16 protein-coding genes are annotated in these 16,977 nt (G+C 43.2%); 6 read left to right on the plus strand and 10 right to left on the minus strand.

Annotation, left to right across the window (positions count from 1 at the left end):
• Window positions 1-11: 11 nt before the first annotated feature.
• The 9 genes from G511_RS0102400 to G511_RS0102445 all read right to left on the minus strand — a co-directional run bounded on the left by G511_RS0102400 (window position 12) and on the right by G511_RS0102445 (window position 8,836).
• Entirely contained in the window at window positions 12-482 is a 471-nt protein-coding gene (locus G511_RS0102400; protein ID WP_028468209.1) for a F0F1 ATP synthase subunit B, read from the minus strand.
• Between the two features lie 71 nt (window positions 483-553).
• On the minus strand, window positions 554-781 hold the full coding sequence (atpE, locus tag G511_RS0102405; RefSeq protein ID WP_425319937.1) for a F0F1 ATP synthase subunit C: 228 nt from the start codon (window positions 779-781) through the stop codon (window positions 554-556).
• A 93-nt stretch (window positions 782-874) separates the two neighbouring features.
• Window positions 875-1,696, minus strand: a complete 822-nt coding sequence (gene atpB, locus G511_RS0102410) for a F0F1 ATP synthase subunit A (RefSeq protein ID WP_028468211.1) — start codon at window positions 1,694-1,696, stop codon at window positions 875-877.
• An 18-nt stretch (window positions 1,697-1,714) separates the two neighbouring features.
• Entirely contained in the window at window positions 1,715-2,119 is a 405-nt protein-coding gene (locus G511_RS0102415) for an ATP synthase subunit I (protein ID WP_028468212.1), read from the minus strand.
• 187 nt (window positions 2,120-2,306) lie between these two features.
• Window positions 2,307-3,191 (minus strand): ParB/RepB/Spo0J family partition protein, encoded by an 885-nt coding sequence (locus G511_RS0102425; protein WP_028468213.1) that lies wholly within the window; start codon window positions 3,189-3,191, stop codon window positions 2,307-2,309.
• A gap of 2 nt (window positions 3,192-3,193) precedes the next feature.
• Window positions 3,194-4,000, minus strand: coding sequence for a ParA family protein (locus G511_RS0102430; protein WP_028468214.1), 807 nt, complete (start codon window positions 3,998-4,000; stop codon window positions 3,194-3,196).
• Between the two features lie 2 nt (window positions 4,001-4,002).
• Window positions 4,003-4,632: a 16S rRNA (guanine(527)-N(7))-methyltransferase RsmG gene (gene rsmG / locus G511_RS0102435; RefSeq protein ID WP_051221447.1), complete on the minus strand. Its 630-nt coding sequence runs from the start codon at window positions 4,630-4,632 to the stop codon at window positions 4,003-4,005.
• On the minus strand, window positions 4,632-6,527 hold the full coding sequence (gene mnmG / locus G511_RS0102440; RefSeq protein ID WP_028468216.1) for a tRNA uridine-5-carboxymethylaminomethyl(34) synthesis enzyme MnmG: 1,896 nt from the start codon (window positions 6,525-6,527) through the stop codon (window positions 4,632-4,634). Before mnmG ends, rsmG begins: the two co-directional genes overlap by 1 nt.
• Before the next feature lie 707 nt (window positions 6,528-7,234).
• Window positions 7,235-8,836, minus strand: a complete 1,602-nt coding sequence (locus G511_RS0102445) for a GMC family oxidoreductase (protein WP_028468217.1) — start codon at window positions 8,834-8,836, stop codon at window positions 7,235-7,237.
• A gap of 233 nt (window positions 8,837-9,069) precedes the next feature.
• Here G511_RS0102445 and mtgA point away from each other — a divergent pair, with 233 nt between their 5' ends.
• Window positions 9,070-9,777, plus strand: coding sequence for a monofunctional biosynthetic peptidoglycan transglycosylase (gene mtgA, locus G511_RS0102450; RefSeq protein ID WP_028468218.1), 708 nt, complete (start codon window positions 9,070-9,072; stop codon window positions 9,775-9,777).
• A gap of 2 nt (window positions 9,778-9,779) precedes the next feature.
• Here the strand turns inward: mtgA and G511_RS0102455 are convergent, their stop codons facing one another.
• The gene (locus G511_RS0102455; RefSeq protein ID WP_028468219.1) at window positions 9,780-10,961 is read right to left on the minus strand and encodes a urate hydroxylase PuuD; all 1,182 of its coding nucleotides are present in this window, start codon (window positions 10,959-10,961) and stop codon (window positions 9,780-9,782) included.
• Window positions 10,962-11,318: 357 nt separating this feature from the next.
• Here G511_RS0102455 and G511_RS21585 point away from each other — a divergent pair, with 357 nt between their 5' ends.
• From G511_RS21585 to gpt, 5 genes are all read left to right on the plus strand, one after another.
• Window positions 11,319-12,932, plus strand: coding sequence for an ABC transporter ATP-binding protein (locus G511_RS21585; protein ID WP_051221449.1), 1,614 nt, complete (start codon window positions 11,319-11,321; stop codon window positions 12,930-12,932).
• An 11-nt stretch (window positions 12,933-12,943) separates the two neighbouring features.
• Window positions 12,944-14,041, plus strand: coding sequence for an ABC transporter permease (locus tag G511_RS0102465; protein ID WP_028468220.1), 1,098 nt, complete (start codon window positions 12,944-12,946; stop codon window positions 14,039-14,041).
• Window positions 14,041-14,967, plus strand: coding sequence for an ABC transporter permease (locus tag G511_RS0102470; RefSeq protein WP_028468221.1), 927 nt, complete (start codon window positions 14,041-14,043; stop codon window positions 14,965-14,967). The genes G511_RS0102465 and G511_RS0102470 overlap by 1 nt, the downstream gene beginning before the upstream one ends.
• Window positions 14,968-14,972: 5 nt before the next feature.
• Window positions 14,973-16,340 (plus strand): 8-oxoguanine deaminase, encoded by a 1,368-nt coding sequence (locus G511_RS0102475; protein WP_036551020.1) that lies wholly within the window; start codon window positions 14,973-14,975, stop codon window positions 16,338-16,340.
• A 110-nt stretch (window positions 16,341-16,450) separates the two neighbouring features.
• Entirely contained in the window at window positions 16,451-16,960 is a 510-nt protein-coding gene (gene gpt / locus G511_RS0102480; protein ID WP_028468223.1) for a xanthine phosphoribosyltransferase, read from the plus strand.
• The last annotated feature ends 17 nt before the right edge of the window (window positions 16,961-16,977 follow it).

Here is a 16,977-nt window from a genome sequence, read left to right on the forward strand (position 1 = left end):
GTAAACCTCGCTTAAAGCTCCGCTGCTAGTTTATCAACCAGCTGAGCGTGGGCTGCTTTGTCGACCGACTTCTCAAGAATCTTTTCAGCTCCAGCTACTGCAAGTGCAGCAACCTGTGAACGAAGAGTTTCTTTCGCACGGTTAACATCCTGTTCGATTTCAGCTTGAGCCGCTGTCTTGATGCGTTCTGCTTCAACACGTGCTTGCTCTTTAGCTTCGTCGACTAGTTGACTAGCCCGCTTATTAGCCTGTTCGATGATGGCGGCTGCTTGTTCTTTGCTTTCACGCATATTCGCAACAGCTTTTTCTTGTGCTAATTGCAAATCGCGCTGAGCACGTTCAGCAGCGTCCAGACCTTCAGCAATCTTTTTCTTACGTTCTGCTAGGGCACCTGTAATTGGTGGCCATACATACTTCATGCAGAACATAACAAAGATAGCGAATGCGATGGCCTGACCAATGATGGTTAGATTGATATTCACGCCATTACCTCTCGCGGTTGTTCTAAAAAGTAGTTACCCATTTTATTGGGAATGGTTTGCATCTCTACTTATTAGCCAGCAACAGCGAACAGTACGTATAGACCCAGACCTACACCGATCATCGGAACGGCGTCAACAAGACCCATTACGATAAAGAACTGTGTACGTAGAAGTGGAATCAGTTCAGGCTGACGAGCAGCACCTTCTAGGAATTTACCACCAAGAATACCGATACCTACTGCAGCACCTACGGACCCAAGACCCAACATCAGTGCACCAGCGATATATAGCAAAGCCATTTCCATCAGTTTTTCTCCGATTAATTTGCTAAGTTAAAGTTAAAGTTAAGGTTGAAATTTTAAAACAAAATCTTTTTATTCAGCGATTACACATTAGTGCTCTTCATGTGCCATGGCCATATAGACAATTGTCAATACCATGAAGATGAATGCCTGCAATGTAATAACTAGAATGTGGAAAATCGCCCACGGAACAGAAAGAACCCACTGTATCCAGAACGGCAGTAAAGCGATCAATATAAAGATCATCTCACCTGCATACATGTTACCGAACAGTCGCAATGCCAACGATATTGGTTTTGCAAGCAAGCCAACGATTTCCAAAAACAGGTTAAACGGAAGCATCCATTTACCGAGTGGCTGGAAGGCCAGTTCACCTAAGAAACCACCAATACCTTTCATTTTGATGCTGTAGTAAAGAATCAGACCAAAAACACTCAACGCCATACCCATTGTGGCATTGATGTCTGTAGTAGGAACCACTTTCATGAAGTGAATACCCATCTGGCCTGCGATATAAGGAATCCAATCAACAGGAACTAAATCCATCGTATTCATCAGGAAAATCCAGACAAATATGGTCAATGCTAAAGGAGCAATCAGCGCATTTTTATGATGAAAAATACTATTGACGTTCTCTTCAACAAATTCAATGAGTGTCTCTACAAAGTTTTGCGTGTTACCAGGTACACCTGCCGTAACAGATTTAGCAACCTTGCTAAACAGCCAGGTAAATAACACACCCAGACCGATAGACCACAACATAGTATCAACATTAATTGCCCAGAATCCCATCTCAGCCGCTTCAACTGCCGTATGAGCGAAACCTAGTCCATTTTCAGGATGGTTGCCAAACGTCAAGTTGGTCAAGTGGTGAGATATATATTCTGAGGATGTGACAGTTCCGCTAGCCATTCTCAGTTCTCTCGTTTCTTAAAGTTTTAGGAATCGGTAATTCGCTTTCATTTGTAAGTACCAACCGGATACCTGTAGCAAGATGAAAGCAAAAAATAAGGAAAATGGGCTCAAAGGTCGAACCATGATAAAGACAGCGGAAAACCCTACTATCGATATCGCCATTTTCCATATTTGACCGATATACATTTCTGCCAGTGCTCGATTTGCTGAGCTTTTCTGGCGACCGAATAGTAAACGTTTCGCAAAATAGGCATTGGGTAGCAAATAAAGTAGCCCTCCCAGTAGTACTGAGTAGGCTTGCGTCACTCCATAAAGCAATGTGATGACGGCCATTACTGCTATCAAAAGAGCCTGTATTAGAAATATTCTAATAACTCTGTGTCGTGTCGCCTGAGTATGCTTTCCTGGCTTCAGGTTCATATCCAAGTTTCACCTTCAGTGAGACTCTTTTGCTCTATTTTGGAAACCTGTTTCCAATCAGCGTGCCGATTATATGGGGTTAGCCCGAGAGACTCAACCTGATAGTAAGGGTTTTGCACTAATGTCTTATCGCAGATCATACTTAAGTCCTTAAAACATCCACCTTGTAGAGTTTTTACTTGAAAATTTACTCTGCAAAATTTTTCAATATATTTTCTAATGCGTCAGGAGAATCGTACGCTATTGTGATTTTTCCCTTACCTTTGCTGCTTTGGTTAATCGATACTTTAGCTGCAAAACGACGCGATAAGTCACTCGATATCTGTTCAAGCTGAGGATCTGTTTTTTTTGCTTCACGCACAGTTTTAATAGCATCACCGGCTTGCCATTTCCTAACAAGCTCTTCCGTTTGTCTTACAGACAACGCCTTACCTACCACTTCTTGGGCGGCTAATAACTGTTGCTCTAACTCCAAACCAAGCAATGCTCGCGCATGGCCCATCTCTATATCACCATACTCCAGCATTTTTCGGACATCATCAGTCAGCTTCATCAGACGCAGTAAATTAGTGACTGTAGAGCGAGATTTACCTACCGCATCAGCTACTTCTTGCTGAGTTAATTCAAATTCATCTTGTAAGCGTTGTAGCGCTATCGCTTCTTCCATCGGGTTCAAATCTTCCCGTTGGATATTCTCTATCAACGCCATTGCGATAGCTGCTTCATCAGGCACATTTTTAATAATGACAGGTATTTCATCTAACCCTGCCATTTGTGACGCTCTCCAGCGACGCTCACCGGCTATAATTTCATAACGACCATCCTCAACCGATCGAATTATGATTGGTTGAATAACTCCCTGCACACGAATAGAACTAGCTAAGTCTTCTAAGGCTTCTGGCTCTAGATCACGCCGGGGTTGATAGCGACCACGTTGAATTTTATGAACAGACATCAGTTCATAGCCGCTTTTTGGTGTTTCTACCTGCTGATCGGAAGAAACCTCATCTTCTGTATTGATACCCGCCAGTAACGCATCCAGTCCGCGACCTAAACCTCTTTTTTTCACCATTACTATGCTTCCTGTTGCTCGGCTTTCTGGGAGTTCTTTAATTCTTGCGTTGTTTTTCTTATCAACTCACCTGCTAATGCAAGGTAGGCTACTGATCCGCGTGAGTTTTTATCATAAAACAATACGGGCAACCCATGAGATGGCGCTTCTGCTAAACGAACATTGCGTGGAATAACTGTGCGATAAACCTTGTCACCAAAATAATCAACGAGATGGTTCGATACATCTTTCGTCAAGCTCATTCGTGGATCAAACATGGTACGCAGAATCCCTTCAATTCTTAAATTAGGGTTCAGACGTTGGTTTATTTTATCGATAGTGCCAATTAATGAGCTGATACCTTCAAGAGCATAATATTCACACTGCATAGGTATGATGACACCTGACGATGCAGCAAGCGCATTAACTGTCAGCAAATTGAGTGATGGCGGGTTATCGATCAGTACGAAGTCATAATTATCTATGATAGGAGCGAGTGCCGTTTTTAAGCGAAACTCTCTTCTAGGAAGTTGTAATAACTCAACTTCTGCAGCCGTTAGATCACCGTTTGAGCCAATAACGTCGTAGCCCACTTTTGGGTTTTTAATAATGGCGTCTGCCGCTGTCGATTTTCCCGTCAACAATTCATAAGCAGAGTGCTGTAAATCATGCTTATCGACCCCGCTACCCATAGTAGCATTGCCTTGAGGGTCTAAATCGACCATCAATACACGCTTCTTGGTCGCAGCAAGTGATGCAGCTAGATTGACGCAGGTTGTCGTTTTCCCTACACCGCCCTTCTGGTTAGTTATCGTCAGGATCTTAGCCACGTTCACACTCTCCCAAGAACCATTAAGTGCCGAGCGCCATGAGTGCCTGCTACATTCAGTGAATGACTGGCTTTTAACTCAATATCTGGCGGCAGTTGAGTTAACTCTTCAGTAGGATATAAACCTTTCATGGCAAGAAAAACACCATCTTGGCGGCACAACTGGTGTGTCCATTTGATCATATCAGTCATAGAAGCAAAGGCACGCGAAACAACCTCATTGAATGGTTCATCATCGCATTGCTCTGCACGGCCATTAATAACCGTTAAATTAGTTAACCCTAATTCAACTTTTACCTGATTCTGAAAACGTGTTTTTTTACCATTACTATCTAATGTGGTGACATCTAAACTAGGGCAACAAATAGCCAACGGAATACCAGGTAAGCCTGGGCCACTGCCTACATCGATAATTCGAGGACCTTTTACGAATGGCAGTAAACTTAAACTATCCAATAAGTGGCGCGTGATCATCTCAGCAGGGTCTTTTACGGCAGTAAGATTATAGGCCTTATTCCACTTCACTAATAATTGTAGATAAGCCATTAACTTATCTACCTGTTCATCTGATAACGAAAGCTTCATCTCTTGCGATTGTCGTACCAGTGAAGCACGTAATTGTGTCAAATCCATTAACCAGTGGCCTTTTGTTGCTTCTTAATCATTTGTTGTTTCTTAATGTTAACCAATAGTAACGAAATTGCGGCAGGAGTCATGCCTTGAATCCGAGATGCGTGTGCAATACTGACTGGTCGCTGCTCTTGTAACTTACTTTTTAATTCGTTTGAAAGACCACCGACTACTTCGTAATCAAAATCTTCAGGTAGAGGTGTATTCTCTTGCAGCTTAACCCGTTCAATATCTTCAATTTGACGGTTGATATAACCCTCATACTTAAACTGTATTTCTACTTGCTCAGCAACCAAAGGGTCAGTTACCGCTTCACCTTTTAATTCAGAAACATCCGCATATTTTAGCTCTGGACGACGAATCAGATCTGCTAAATTATATTCACGCTGCATTTCTGAAGAGAGTTTATCTTTAATTTTCTCTGCCGCTTCAGTGCCAGGCTGTATCCATGTGCTACTTAAACGTTGTTTTTCTTGCTCAATCGCTTCACGTTTCTTACAAAAAGCATCCCAACGTTCATCACCCACTAAACCTAGCTCGCGACCTTTTTCTGTTAACCGAAGATCAGCATTATCTTCTCTTAAGACAAGTCGATATTCCGCACGGCTAGTAAACATCCGATAAGGTTCAGATGTTCCCATGGTAATGAGATCGTCCACCAGCACACCAATATATGCCTCATCACGACGTGGGTACCATTGGTCCTGATCCAGAGCTCTTGCTGCAGCGTTTAATCCAGCAAGTAAACCCTGAGCTGCCGCTTCTTCATAACCTGTAGTGCCGTTAATTTGACCAGCAAAATAAAGTCCCTGAATAAATTTTGTCTCTAATGTGTGTTTTAAATCCTGAGGATTGAAGAAATCGTATTCAATCGCATAACCAGGTCTGAGTATATGAGCGTTTTCAAAACCACTAATAGAGCGAACCGCAGCCAATTGAACATCAAACGGTAAACTCGTTGAAATGCCATTCGGATAAAGTTCGTGAGTCGTTAACCCTTCAGGTTCAACAAAAATTTGATGCTGATTCTTATCAGCAAAACGCATTATTTTATCTTCAATTGAAGGGCAATAACGTGGGCCTGCACCTTCGATAACGCCTGTGTATAAAGGTGACCTGTCTAATGCGGCGCGAAGAATATCATGGGTTTGTTCATTAGTATGTGTAATAAAACAGCTAATTTGTTCAGGGTGATCAGCTTTAGAACCCATAAACGACATTACCGGCCTTGGTGTATCACCAGGTTGAGCCTGCATAACTGAAAAATCAACACTACGAGCGTCTATACGTGGTGGCGTACCTGTTTTCAAGCGTTCGACACGAAATGGAAGTTCCCGTAAGCGCTTAGCTAAAGCGATTGATGGAGGGTCTCCAGCTCTACCTCCTGAAAAATTTTCCATTCCTATGTGGATTAACCCACCTAAAAAAGTACCTGCTGTCAGCACAACTGATTTAGCAATAAAACGAATACCCGTTTGGGTAATTACACCTTTAACTTCGTCTTGTTCAACAATTAAGTCATCAGCTGATTGCTGGAATATTTGCAGATTAGGCTGATTTTCAAGAATGCTACGTATGGCTGCTTTGTAAAGAACTCTATCTGCTTGAGCACGTGTAGCACGTACTGCAGGTCCTTTTCGAGAATTCAAAACTCGAAATTGAATTCCACCTTTGTCAGTAGCACGAGCCATTGCTCCATCGAGAGCATCGATCTCTTTTACAAGATGGCTTTTCCCAATACCACCAATTGCTGGATTACATGACATCTGACCAAGTGTTTCGATGTTATGTGTTAACAACAGTGTTTTAGCGCCTTTACGAGCAGAAGCTAATGCGGCTTCTGTTCCCGCATGTCCTCCGCCAATAATAATGACATCAAATTGATCAGGATAGTCCAATGCTTTTACCTCGATATAAAGCAGGTTACTCATCTATTTACAGCGAAACAGATTTGATAGGACGAGCATTATACAGTCTTAATTGATTGAAGGAATGTCTAAAAATTGACCAATTTTATACTTTAACTTCTTTCTTCTAAATAAATATTAAAGGTATATGTATATATATATAAGATTATTGTTGTTGTTATTATTAAGCAGCCCCTTATCTGTTCTTAAACCTATATTTATCAACAAAAACAAGTAGATAAAGCTAATCAAACAGGGCCTTGAAACTGTCAGATACCTCTGTTGTATAAGTATATAAGGTGTGCATAAAATAGCGAGTTATGCACAGGTGAAACTACCCCCAACTTGATCACCTAGATATCCCCTGTTTTACACAGACGTTACTCACAGCAAGAATAAAAGTGGTTAACTAATGAATAACCCAAAACCTAGATGTGGATAAACCTGTGTAAAGTGTGAATAACTTAGAATGTGAATAAGTTATATGAAAAGATAAAAGTGTGATTTATCATTTTATCAACAGTGGATAAGTCTTTAATAGTTATATTTAATTATTTAAAATCAATATGTTACATATGTATATGATTTAGAGTGTAGATAACTTTTGTGTAAGAAAATGTGAGTGATTTACAATTTTAAGGGAATGATCAGCCTATAGAGAGGCTGATCGGAACAAAAAAAGTAGAAAATAATTTCAATTATTTGCTTAAAATCATCTCAGCAGCCTTTTCTGCAATCATAATTGTGGGTGAATTGGTATTTCCAGAGGTAATAGTGGGCATAATTGATGCGTCGGCTACGCGGAGTTGGTCGATTCCGTGGACTTTTAATTGTGAATCAACAACTGACATTGAGCTGTTACCCATCTGACAGGTACCAACAGGGTGAAAAATAGTGGTGGCAATATCACCTGCAGCTTTAATGAGTTCCTCATCAGTATTAATCTCAATACCCGGTTTAAACTCTTCTGGTTGGTACTGTTTAAAGGCGCCTGCTTTACAGATATTTCTACTGAGTTTTAGTGCGTCAGCGGCCACCTGCTTGTCTTCTTCGTGGCTTAGATAGTTAGGTGTGATGACGGGAGAGGCGTAGGGATTAGCTGAGCTTAACCTAATATGGCCACGGCTTTTGGGCCTGAGGTTGCAAACAGAGACGGTAATAGCTGGAAACTTATGTAGTGGGTCCCCCAACTTTTCGCAGCTCAGTGGTTGAATATGGTATTCGAGATTAGCTGTATCATATTGTTTATCGCTTTTCGCGAAGCCTCCTAATTGGCTCGGTGCCATTGATAAGGGGCCCCGTCTAAAAAAAGCATAGTCAAAAGCCATTTTGGCTTTGCCTAGCCAGCTATTAGCCTGTTCATTGAGGGTGTCAGCATTTTGGACTTTAAATACAGCCCTAACTTGTAAGTGATCTTGTAGGTTTTCACCAACACCAGGAAGATTGTGGACAAGGTCTATGTTGTGTTGTTTTAAGAGGTTGGGATTGCCTATCCCTGAACGTTGTAAAATAATGGGAGAAACAACAGCACCGGCTGATAATATGATTTCTTTATTCGCTCGAGCGTAGGTGGGAATGCCTTGAGCATCGAACGCAACACCTAAAGCTCTTTTATTTTCAATGTGTAAACGGTCAACATGAGCACAGGTAATAATCGTTAGATTGGGTCTATGTGCTATTGGGTGTAAGAACCCAATAGCTGATGACCAGCGCTTGCCTTTTTTCTGATTTACTTGAAAATAACTAAACCCTTCGTTGTCTCCCGTATTAAAGTCATCTATTGAAGGTATGCCTGTTTCGGCAGCAGCTTGCCTGAAGCTGTCCAGTATTTTCCATGAAAGGCGCTGTTCTTCTACTCGCCACTCGCCATTGGCTCCATGCATATCGGATGCACCTGAGAAGTGGTCTTCAGATTTTTTAAAATATGGTAGAACATCATCCCAACTCCATCCTTCATTGCCTAAAGCAGCCCAGTGATCGTAATCTTGTTTTTGACCACGCATATAGATCATGCCGTTAATAGAAGATGATCCTCCTAACACTTTACCGCGAGGGTAGTTTAGTGCGCGTCCATTAAGCCCTGCATCTGCTTGTGTTTTAAAACACCAATCAGTTTTAGGATTGTTCATGGTGTAGATGTAGCCGATAGGGATATGAATCCAGGGGTAGGTGTCTTTTGTTCCTGCTTCTAATAGCAGGACTTTATTTTTTGGATCAGCTGAGAGTCTATTAGCTAATACGCAGCCTGCTGAACCTGCTCCAATAATGATATAATCAGCCTGAAATTCACACGGGTGCATAACTTCTCCTGATGCTCTTTCGCCTGCTTGGCTAAGAGTTGTTATTTTTATTTGATATACCCCTTTTTAACAAGTAATGGTTCTTTTTTATACGCTCAATTAATCGACTAGTCATCGTCGTGCTTTATTAGCCATGAGCTGAACTCTTACATTGGCTGTTGTCTTAGTCCTTATTTTGTTCAGGGTTAGCTCCTTCAATGTATGAAGCTAACCTTTATTTTGGAGGCTATTGAATGGCGAAAAGATCAATATTAAATTCGCTATGGAGATACGTATTTTTAACATTACTAACAGTATGTTTGCTGTCATTAGCTATTATTGGCCTCTTTAAGGTGGTTAATCCTCCGTCATCTTCTTTTATGTTGGTCGATCAATGGCAGAACCCTGAACGTGAAGTCCAACATGTCTGGGTTGATCTTGAGAATATTTCACAGTGGATGCCATTAGCCGTTATTGCCAGTGAGGACCAAGGCTTTGTTAAGCACTGGGGCATTGATACACAGGCATTAGTGATCGCATTAAAGGATTACCGTAAAAAGGGCTCACTTCGTGGTGCGAGTACCATTTCTCAACAGACAGCAAAAAATCTTTTTCTTTGGAATGGCAGGCATTACATACGTAAGGTTTTAGAATTGGGCTTTACATTGGGGTTGGAAGGCCTATGGTCTAAAAGGCGCATTATGGAGGTATACCTTAATATTGCAGAGTTTGGTGATGGTATTTATGGGGTGCAAGCGGCCAGCCAACATTTTTTTGGAATCAAGGCTCGCTACTTAACCAGAACACAGGCTGCTAAGCTCGCGGCTGTGCTGCCTAACCCTAAAAAGTATAATGCAGGGCGCCCTTCTACTTATATAAAGCAACGTGTCGCGTGGATTAAGCGGCAAATGAAGCAGCTAGGAGGCAAAAACGCTATTCAGCCATTATTACGCGGTCAATAAAGCTAGTTTTTTTGTAACCAGTCAGCGAGCGCTATTCTTTCTTTGTCTGTCATACCTGTTTTGTTCATAAATGGCATATCTTTTGATATAACGGCGCGAGCATGAATGCGTGGAAGCCACTTCATTATCTGTTTTTCTGTATCGTAAATGACGCCTGCAGGTGCTGTTGTAAATAGCTCATCAGTTGGAGTAGCACTATGGCAGCTACGACAACGTTGCTGAATCAAGCTGACCGCTTCACTATTAGAAAGCGCTTTACTTGAAGGGTCCAGGCTTACCGGTTTAGGCGCTATGACCCAAGCTAGTGCTATAAACGCTAACAATGCTGAGACCAAAATAAATGGCTTAACGATGCCTTTATGTCGCAAGTTAAAGAAATGACGTGCCCATGCTGCAATCAACATTATCGCCCCCAAAACTAGCCAGCCGTATTCGTGGCCGTATGTCATTGGGTAGTGGCTGCTGAGCATAATAAAGAGCACAGGCAAGGTCGCGTAGTTATTATGAGTTGAACGTAACTTTGCGTTCATTCCGTATTTTGGGTCAGGCGCTTCGCCTTTTTCAACAGCTGCCACCAGTGCGCGCTGTGCAGGCATAATACCGACGAGTACATTCGCAGCCATAGAGGTACCAATGATCGCACCTACGTGAATATAAGTACCTCTATCACTCAAGACTAAGCCTAGAGCAAAGGCAACAAGGGTCAGTAAAACCAACATAACTAGGCCAAATATCAAACCATGATTAACTAATGGTGACTTACATGCCAAATCATAAATAATGACTCCACCCAAAATGCTACCTAAACCAATAGCAATAGCAGAAAGCTGAGATATGTCGGCTTTACTTGTATCGATTAAGTAGGCATCAGCACCGACATAATAGATCAAGCTGAGTAATAAAAAGCCCGTTATCCAGGTACTGTATGCTTCCCATTTGAACCAATGCAGAGTCTCTGGCATCTGCTCAGGCGCTAGTCGATACTTGGCAACTTCGTAAAAACCACCCCCATGTATTGCCCAGAGATCCCCAGAAATTCCTTTGTCTTTTTTCCATTGCGCAGGGCTTTGTAGTGTGTTGTCTAACCAGATGAAATAGAAAGAGGCGCCAATCCAAGCAATCGCTGTGACTACGTGTAAGAAACGCAGTATTAAGCTGATCCAATCTATTAGGTAAGGATCCATATTTCATGCCTCTTATTACGCCACTAACATGATAAAATGCGAAGACTCGGTGCATTACAGAATTAAAAAGTATCTGTTTATCAAAGGTAACGAATATTTAATAGTTTGTTTTTGAATGGTTTTTTATTTCTTGAGAAGCTTATTTAGCATCCATCTGAAATAATATTTGTATTCAAGTTATTCAAAAACTTGTCTTATTAGTCAGGTTTTGTATTAATTCTGCCATTGTGCGTTAAAAATAAGAATCTATTTTTGAGCGGTTGGCTGGTTTTTTGCACTTCTGAGAGAAACTAATTTTACATTAGTACTGTGCAGTACATGATGCAAAGAATGCTCAACGGTGAGAAGAGGACATACATGAACACTCCTACGGCAAGTTTTCAGCCCGACCGTCCCAAACGGCTTATTATGCAAGGTATTACCAAGCAGTACCCTGGTTGCCTAGCAAACGATAGCATTGATATTGATATCGGCGTAGGAGAGATACATGCCTTGCTGGGTGAGAACGGCGCAGGCAAAAGTACCTTAATGAAAGTTATTTACGGTGTGGTTAAACCTGATGCTGGAGAGATAACCTGGGAAGGCGACAAGATCCGCATTAAAGATCCAGCGCATGCCAGGAAGTTAGGCATAGGTATGGTATTTCAGCACTTCTCCTTGTTTGAAACTCTCACCGTTACCGAAAATATCGCTTTAGCACTAGGTGATGAAGCTAAGGATATGAAAGCCTTAGCTGAGAAAATACGCACGGTATCGGCACGTTATGGAATGGCGCTTAACCCTGAGCGCTATGTTCATTCACTATCGGTAGGAGAAAGGCAGCGCGTTGAAATCGTACGTTGTCTTGTGCAAGATATTCGTTTGCTAATCTTGGATGAACCAACATCAGTGTTAACGCCTCAAGAGGTGGATACGCTTTTTGTGACGTTACGTCGTTTAGCAGAAGAAGGTTGCAGTATCTTGTTTATTAGCCACAAACTAAACGAAGTTAAGGCCTTGTGTCATCGTGCTACTGTGTTACGTGGAGGGAGTGTATCAGGTGCTTGTCTTCCTGCAGAAGAAGATGCATCCAGTATGGCACGGATGATGGTAGGCGATGAAACCCCTATCAGCATGGATTATGACAAGGTTCAGGGGCAGGATATATTTTTACAAATTCGCGGTTTGAGCCGCATCAGTGAAGACCCTTTCGGTGTTGATTTAAAAAATGTTAATTTGGATGTACATGCCGGTGAAATTGTTGGTATTGCCGGTGTTGCGGGTAATGGCCAAGAAGAGTTATTAGCAGCACTTAGTGGCGAAGACATCATTAAAAACCATGATGCTATTCATTTCCCATGTGGCCCGGTTGGGAATTTATCCCCAGAAAAGCGTCGCGGTAAAGGACTCGCTTTTGTGCCTGAAGAGCGCTTGGGGCGCGGTGCTGTACCTGATATGAGCTTGAAAGATAATGCCCTGCTAACCGGCTTTTTAACAGGCTTGATTAAAAATGGAATGATTGACCATGAGAGCACTGAAAGCTTTGCAAAAAAAATCATCAAAAAATTCAAAGTAAAGACGCCCAATAGTGGCACGCATGCCAAAAGCTTATCGGGTGGTAACCTGCAGAAATTTATTATTGGTCGTGAGATTATGCAAAACCCACGATTATTAATAGCAGCCCACCCCACGTGGGGAGTAGATATTGGCGCGGCAACGGCTATCCATCAAGCATTGATTGAATTGCGAGATAACGGTGCAGCTATTTTGATCGTGTCCGAGGATATCGATGAGCTATTTCAAATATCAGATCGCTTGTGTGCTTTGTGTGATGGTGCTCTTTCCCCGATCAAACCCGCTCCTGATACAACCGTAGAAGAAGTCGGACGCTGGATGGCGGGCATATTTGATACAGACGTTTGTGACGCTCTAGCGCCCGAAACCCAAACAGTTTCTGCAAATGCAACGGCTGGCGCCGTTCATACTCATTAAAGGAGTGGTAGATGTTTCTTAAATTAGTACCGCGTGCCGAACACTCCCGTAAGATGGCTTATTTATCCCCCTTGTTAGCCGGTGTTCTTACTTTGATTACCGGAGGCATCTTTTTTTACCTGCAGGGGCATGATCCTCTTTTTGCACTAAAAACGATGCTTTATACACCTATATCAGATACCTATGGTTTAGCAGAGCTGTGCGTGAAAACGGCACCTATATTACTCTGTGCTATTGGTTTGGCCATCGTATTTAAGGCACAAGTGTGGAATATCGGTGCCGAAGGGCAGCTTTTGATTGGTGGGCTTACTGCCAGCGCGTTAGCTGTCAATATTATCGAAGTGGAAGCGGCGTGGGCTTTGCCGGCAGTGATGTTGGCGGGAATTGCTGGTGGTGCTCTATGGGCATTATTAGCGGCGTGGCTGAAAACCCACTTCAATGCGAATGAAATTCTAACAACCATCATGTTTAACTATATAGCGCTTAACTTACTTATATTCTCGGTGCATGGTCCGTTAAAAGATCCTGATGGGTATAACTTTCCTGAATCTGCCATGTTCGGTGATGCTTCTTTATTACCAGTATTAGTAGAAGATACTCGGGTACACGCCGGTATCTTGTTTGCTTTGTTAGCGGTGGTGGTTATTTGGGTTTTATTAGCGAGAAGCTTTATCGGCTTTCAAATAAAGGTATTGGGACTAGATGCCAGTGCTGCAAGACTCGCCGGCTTTAAGGATAAAAAGCTTGTATGGATTGCTATGTTAATCAGTGGTGGTTTGGCAGGTCTTGCCGGTGCAGGTGAAGTAGCAGGCCCATTAGGGCAGCTAGTACCACAAATATCACCGGGTTATGGTTATGCCGCCATCATTGTGGCTTTTTTAGGGCGCTTACACCCCATAGGTATTTTGTTTGCTAGCCTGTTAATGGCCCTCATTTATATGGGCGGAGAGATGGCTCAGATTGAGTTGAATATGCCGCTGGCTATTACCGGCTTGTTTCAAGGGATGCTGCTGTTTTACCTTCTCGCTTGTGATGTCTTAATTGGTTACAAAATTAAATTTCCTTGGTCGGGTATGGATACAGTGACAAGCCGTGTGGAGCAACAATAATGGATATTGATCTGATTACGAATATTCTCTACGCCATGATACGCACAGGAACACCGCTGCTGATTGTAGCGCTGGGTGAAATGGTATGTGAAAAGAGCGGCGTGTTGAATCTAGGCCAAGAAGGCATGATGCTAATGGGCGCAGTGGCTGGGTTTATCGCGACATGGCTGACGGGCAATCTATTTTTTGGTTTTCTGATGGCAATTGTTGCTGGTGTAGTGATGTCGCAATTATTTGCCATGATAGCGCTGGGGCTTAATGCTAACCAAGTAGCGACAGGCCTAGCGTTGACTATTTTTGGAGGCGGCTTGTCGGCGTTTATTGGTTCAAGCTTTGTGGGTAAACCCATTGAAGGGTTGGAAGTGATTGCTATTCCTTTCCTTAGCGATATCCCTGTGATTGGTAAGATGTTATTTGCTCAAGACTTAGTTGTTTACCTCTCTTTTGTCTTATTTGGCGTTATCTTTTGGTTTTTCCGCTCCAGCCGTACCGGCTTAATTGTAAAGGCTGTTGGAGAGAACCCGCATGCTGCTAATGCGATCGGTTTGCCTGTGATGCGTACGCGTTATTTGGCCGTAGGTTTTGGTGGTGCAATGGCGGGCTTAGCCGGAGGTTATCTATCACTGGCTTATACACCTCTGTGGGCTGAGAACATGACAGCTGGGCGCGGTTGGATTGCACTAGCATTGGTTGTTTTTGCTAGCTGGCGCACTGAGAGAATATTGCTGGGTGCTTATCTCTTTGGTTTAGCCAGTATTCTACATTTGGTAGCGCAAGGCTTAGGCTTTGCCGTCTCGCCAAACCTATTAGCGATGCTACCTTATATTGCTACCGTGTTGGTGTTGGTAATGATGTCGCGCAACCAAGGGCGCAGTAAAATGTATGCGCCGATCTCTTTGGGCAAACCTTTTCATGCGGGAGCTTAAGATAGATGGTTGAAAACAGCTCCCTGTGGATAAAAAATCCACTGGCCATTTTGTCGAACCCAGAAAACGATGCACGCGGCGGCATTGTTGTTTCAGACGATAAAATTATTGAGCTGGTAGCTGTAGGGGAAATGCCCTCTCAGCCATGTGATCAGGTTTATGATGCCAGCCGACATGTCATACTGCCGGGGCTGATTAATACTCATCATCACTTTTACCAGACACTGACTCGCGCCTATCCTGGTGCGTTGAATAAAGAACTGTTTCCCTGGTTAAAGACACTCTACCCCCTGTGGGCAGGCTTAGAGCCTGAGATGTTAGCTTCTGCCAGCCGCTTGGCGCTAACAGAGTTGATGCTATCGGGTTGTACATTGGCAGCAGATCATCATTACCTGTTTCCTGACGGTATGGAAAACGCCATTGATGTACAGGTGGCTGAGGCTGAAAAGCTGGGCATACGGGCGATGTTGACGCGTGGTTCGATGAGCCTGGGTGAGAAAGATGGTGGCTTACCACCACAAACAACGGTTCAGAGTGAAGAACAAATACTGAGTGATAGTGAGCGGCTTATCCAGCGTTATCACCAACGTGGTGAAGGCGCCATGATTCAAATAGCACTGGCCCCCTGTTCACCTTTTTCCGTAACGCCAGAGATTATGAAATCAAGTGCATTGCTAGCACAATGTCATGATGTGCGTCTGCACACTCACTTAGCTGAAACCATCGATGAAGAAACATTCTGCTTGCAACGTTTTGGTATGCGCACTGTTGATTATCTTGAGAGCGTAGGCTGGTTATCGTCACGCACCTGGTTAGCACATGGTATTCACTTTGATGATGAAGAGATTCGTCGTTTAGGTCAGGCGGGTGTGGGTGTATGCCACTGCCCTACCTCTAACATGATGCTGGCATCAGGTATTGCTCGCACAAAAGAGTTAGAAGCGGCGGGTGTACCCGTTGGCTTAGGCGTGGATGGGTCGGCATCAAATGATGGATCCAATATGATTCAGGAAGTTCGTCAGGCTTTGTATCTACAGCGCTTACGTTATGGGTCATCGGCTGTAACGCATTTTGATGCATATCGCTGGGCTACACAGGGCTCTGCTACTGTCTTAGGGCGAAGTGATGTAGGAGAAATAGCACGGAGTAAGCAGGCAGATTTGGCAATGTTTAAGTTAGATGAGCTACGTTTTTCAGGCAGTCATGACTCATTAGCAGCCTTACTACTTTGTGGTGCTGAAAAAGCTGACCGCGTTATGATCGCTGGGCGCTGGACTGTCGAAGATGGTGAAGTGCCAGGTGTTGATAGACAGGCGCTAATCGCTGAGCACAGCGCCTTAGCCAACAAGCTGGCGGCTAAGCTGTCGCACTAGAATACTTTTACACTAGAAAAACCTGACTATTAGGTTATGATTTCTGACAATGTCATGTCTTGTTATTTTTTTGTAAGACATGTGAAGCTTTGATTGATGAGGAATATTTGATGGGACAGTCGCCATACAGTAAAGATTTTCCAGTAACTTGGGAGGAGCTGCATCGTAACTCCCGCGCGCTATCATGGCGATTGCTGGAACTAGGCCCGTGGAAAGGTATTATCGCCATCACTCGTGGAGGTTTAGTGCCTGCTGCTATTCTAGCTCGTGAGCTAGATATCCGTTTGATCGATACCGTATGCGTTACCAGCTATGGTGTTAACGACGAAGGCGATGCAGCAATGCACCAGGGAGAGCTGAACATTCTTAAAAGTGTCGAAGGCGATGGTGAAGGCTTTTTGCTGGTAGATGACCTCGTTGACACGGGTAAAACCGCTCGGTGTGTACGTGAAATGCTACCTAAAGCACATTTCGTAACCTTATATGCTAAGCCTGCTGGTAGGCCTTTGGTTGATACGTATGCGATGGAAGTCAGTCAGGATACCTGGATTAGATTCCCGTGGGATATGGAGTACACCTTCTCAACGCCGTTAGCTGATAGAACAAACAACCCGGGCTGAGCGTTTTAGCCAATAAT

Origin of the sequence: Neptunomonas japonica DSM 18939 (genome assembly GCF_000422765.1) — a bacterium.
GTDB classification, from domain to species: Bacteria; Pseudomonadota; Gammaproteobacteria; order Pseudomonadales; family Balneatricaceae; genus Neptunomonas; species Neptunomonas japonica.

Coding starts and splice junctions, on each gene's coding strand:
- atpE (WP_425319937.1), bottom strand. CDS start 781: ATGGCTTTGCTATATATCGCTGGTGCACTGATGTTGGGTCTTGGGTCC.
- atpB (WP_028468211.1), bottom strand. CDS start 1,696: ATGGCTAGCGGAACTGTCACATCCTCAGAATATATATCTCACCACTTG.
- G511_RS0102415 (WP_028468212.1), bottom strand. CDS start 2,119: ATGAACCTGAAGCCAGGAAAGCATACTCAGGCGACACGACACAGAGTT.
- G511_RS0102425 (WP_028468213.1), bottom strand. CDS start 3,191: ATGGTGAAAAAAAGAGGTTTAGGTCGCGGACTGGATGCGTTACTGGCG.
- rsmG (WP_051221447.1), bottom strand. CDS start 4,632: ATGGATTTGACACAATTACGTGCTTCACTGGTACGACAATCGCAAGAG.
- G511_RS0102445 (WP_028468217.1), bottom strand. CDS start 8,836: ATGCACCCGTGTGAATTTCAGGCTGATTATATCATTATTGGAGCAGGT.
- mtgA (WP_028468218.1), top strand. CDS start 9,070: ATGGCGAAAAGATCAATATTAAATTCGCTATGGAGATACGTATTTTTA.
- G511_RS0102455 (WP_028468219.1), bottom strand. CDS start 10,961: ATGGATCCTTACCTAATAGATTGGATCAGCTTAATACTGCGTTTCTTA.
- G511_RS21585 (WP_051221449.1), top strand. CDS start 11,319: ATGAACACTCCTACGGCAAGTTTTCAGCCCGACCGTCCCAAACGGCTT.
- G511_RS0102465 (WP_028468220.1), top strand. CDS start 12,944: ATGTTTCTTAAATTAGTACCGCGTGCCGAACACTCCCGTAAGATGGCT.
- G511_RS0102470 (WP_028468221.1), top strand. CDS start 14,041: ATGGATATTGATCTGATTACGAATATTCTCTACGCCATGATACGCACA.
- G511_RS0102475 (WP_036551020.1), top strand. CDS start 14,973: ATGGTTGAAAACAGCTCCCTGTGGATAAAAAATCCACTGGCCATTTTG.
- gpt (WP_028468223.1), top strand. CDS start 16,451: ATGGGACAGTCGCCATACAGTAAAGATTTTCCAGTAACTTGGGAGGAG.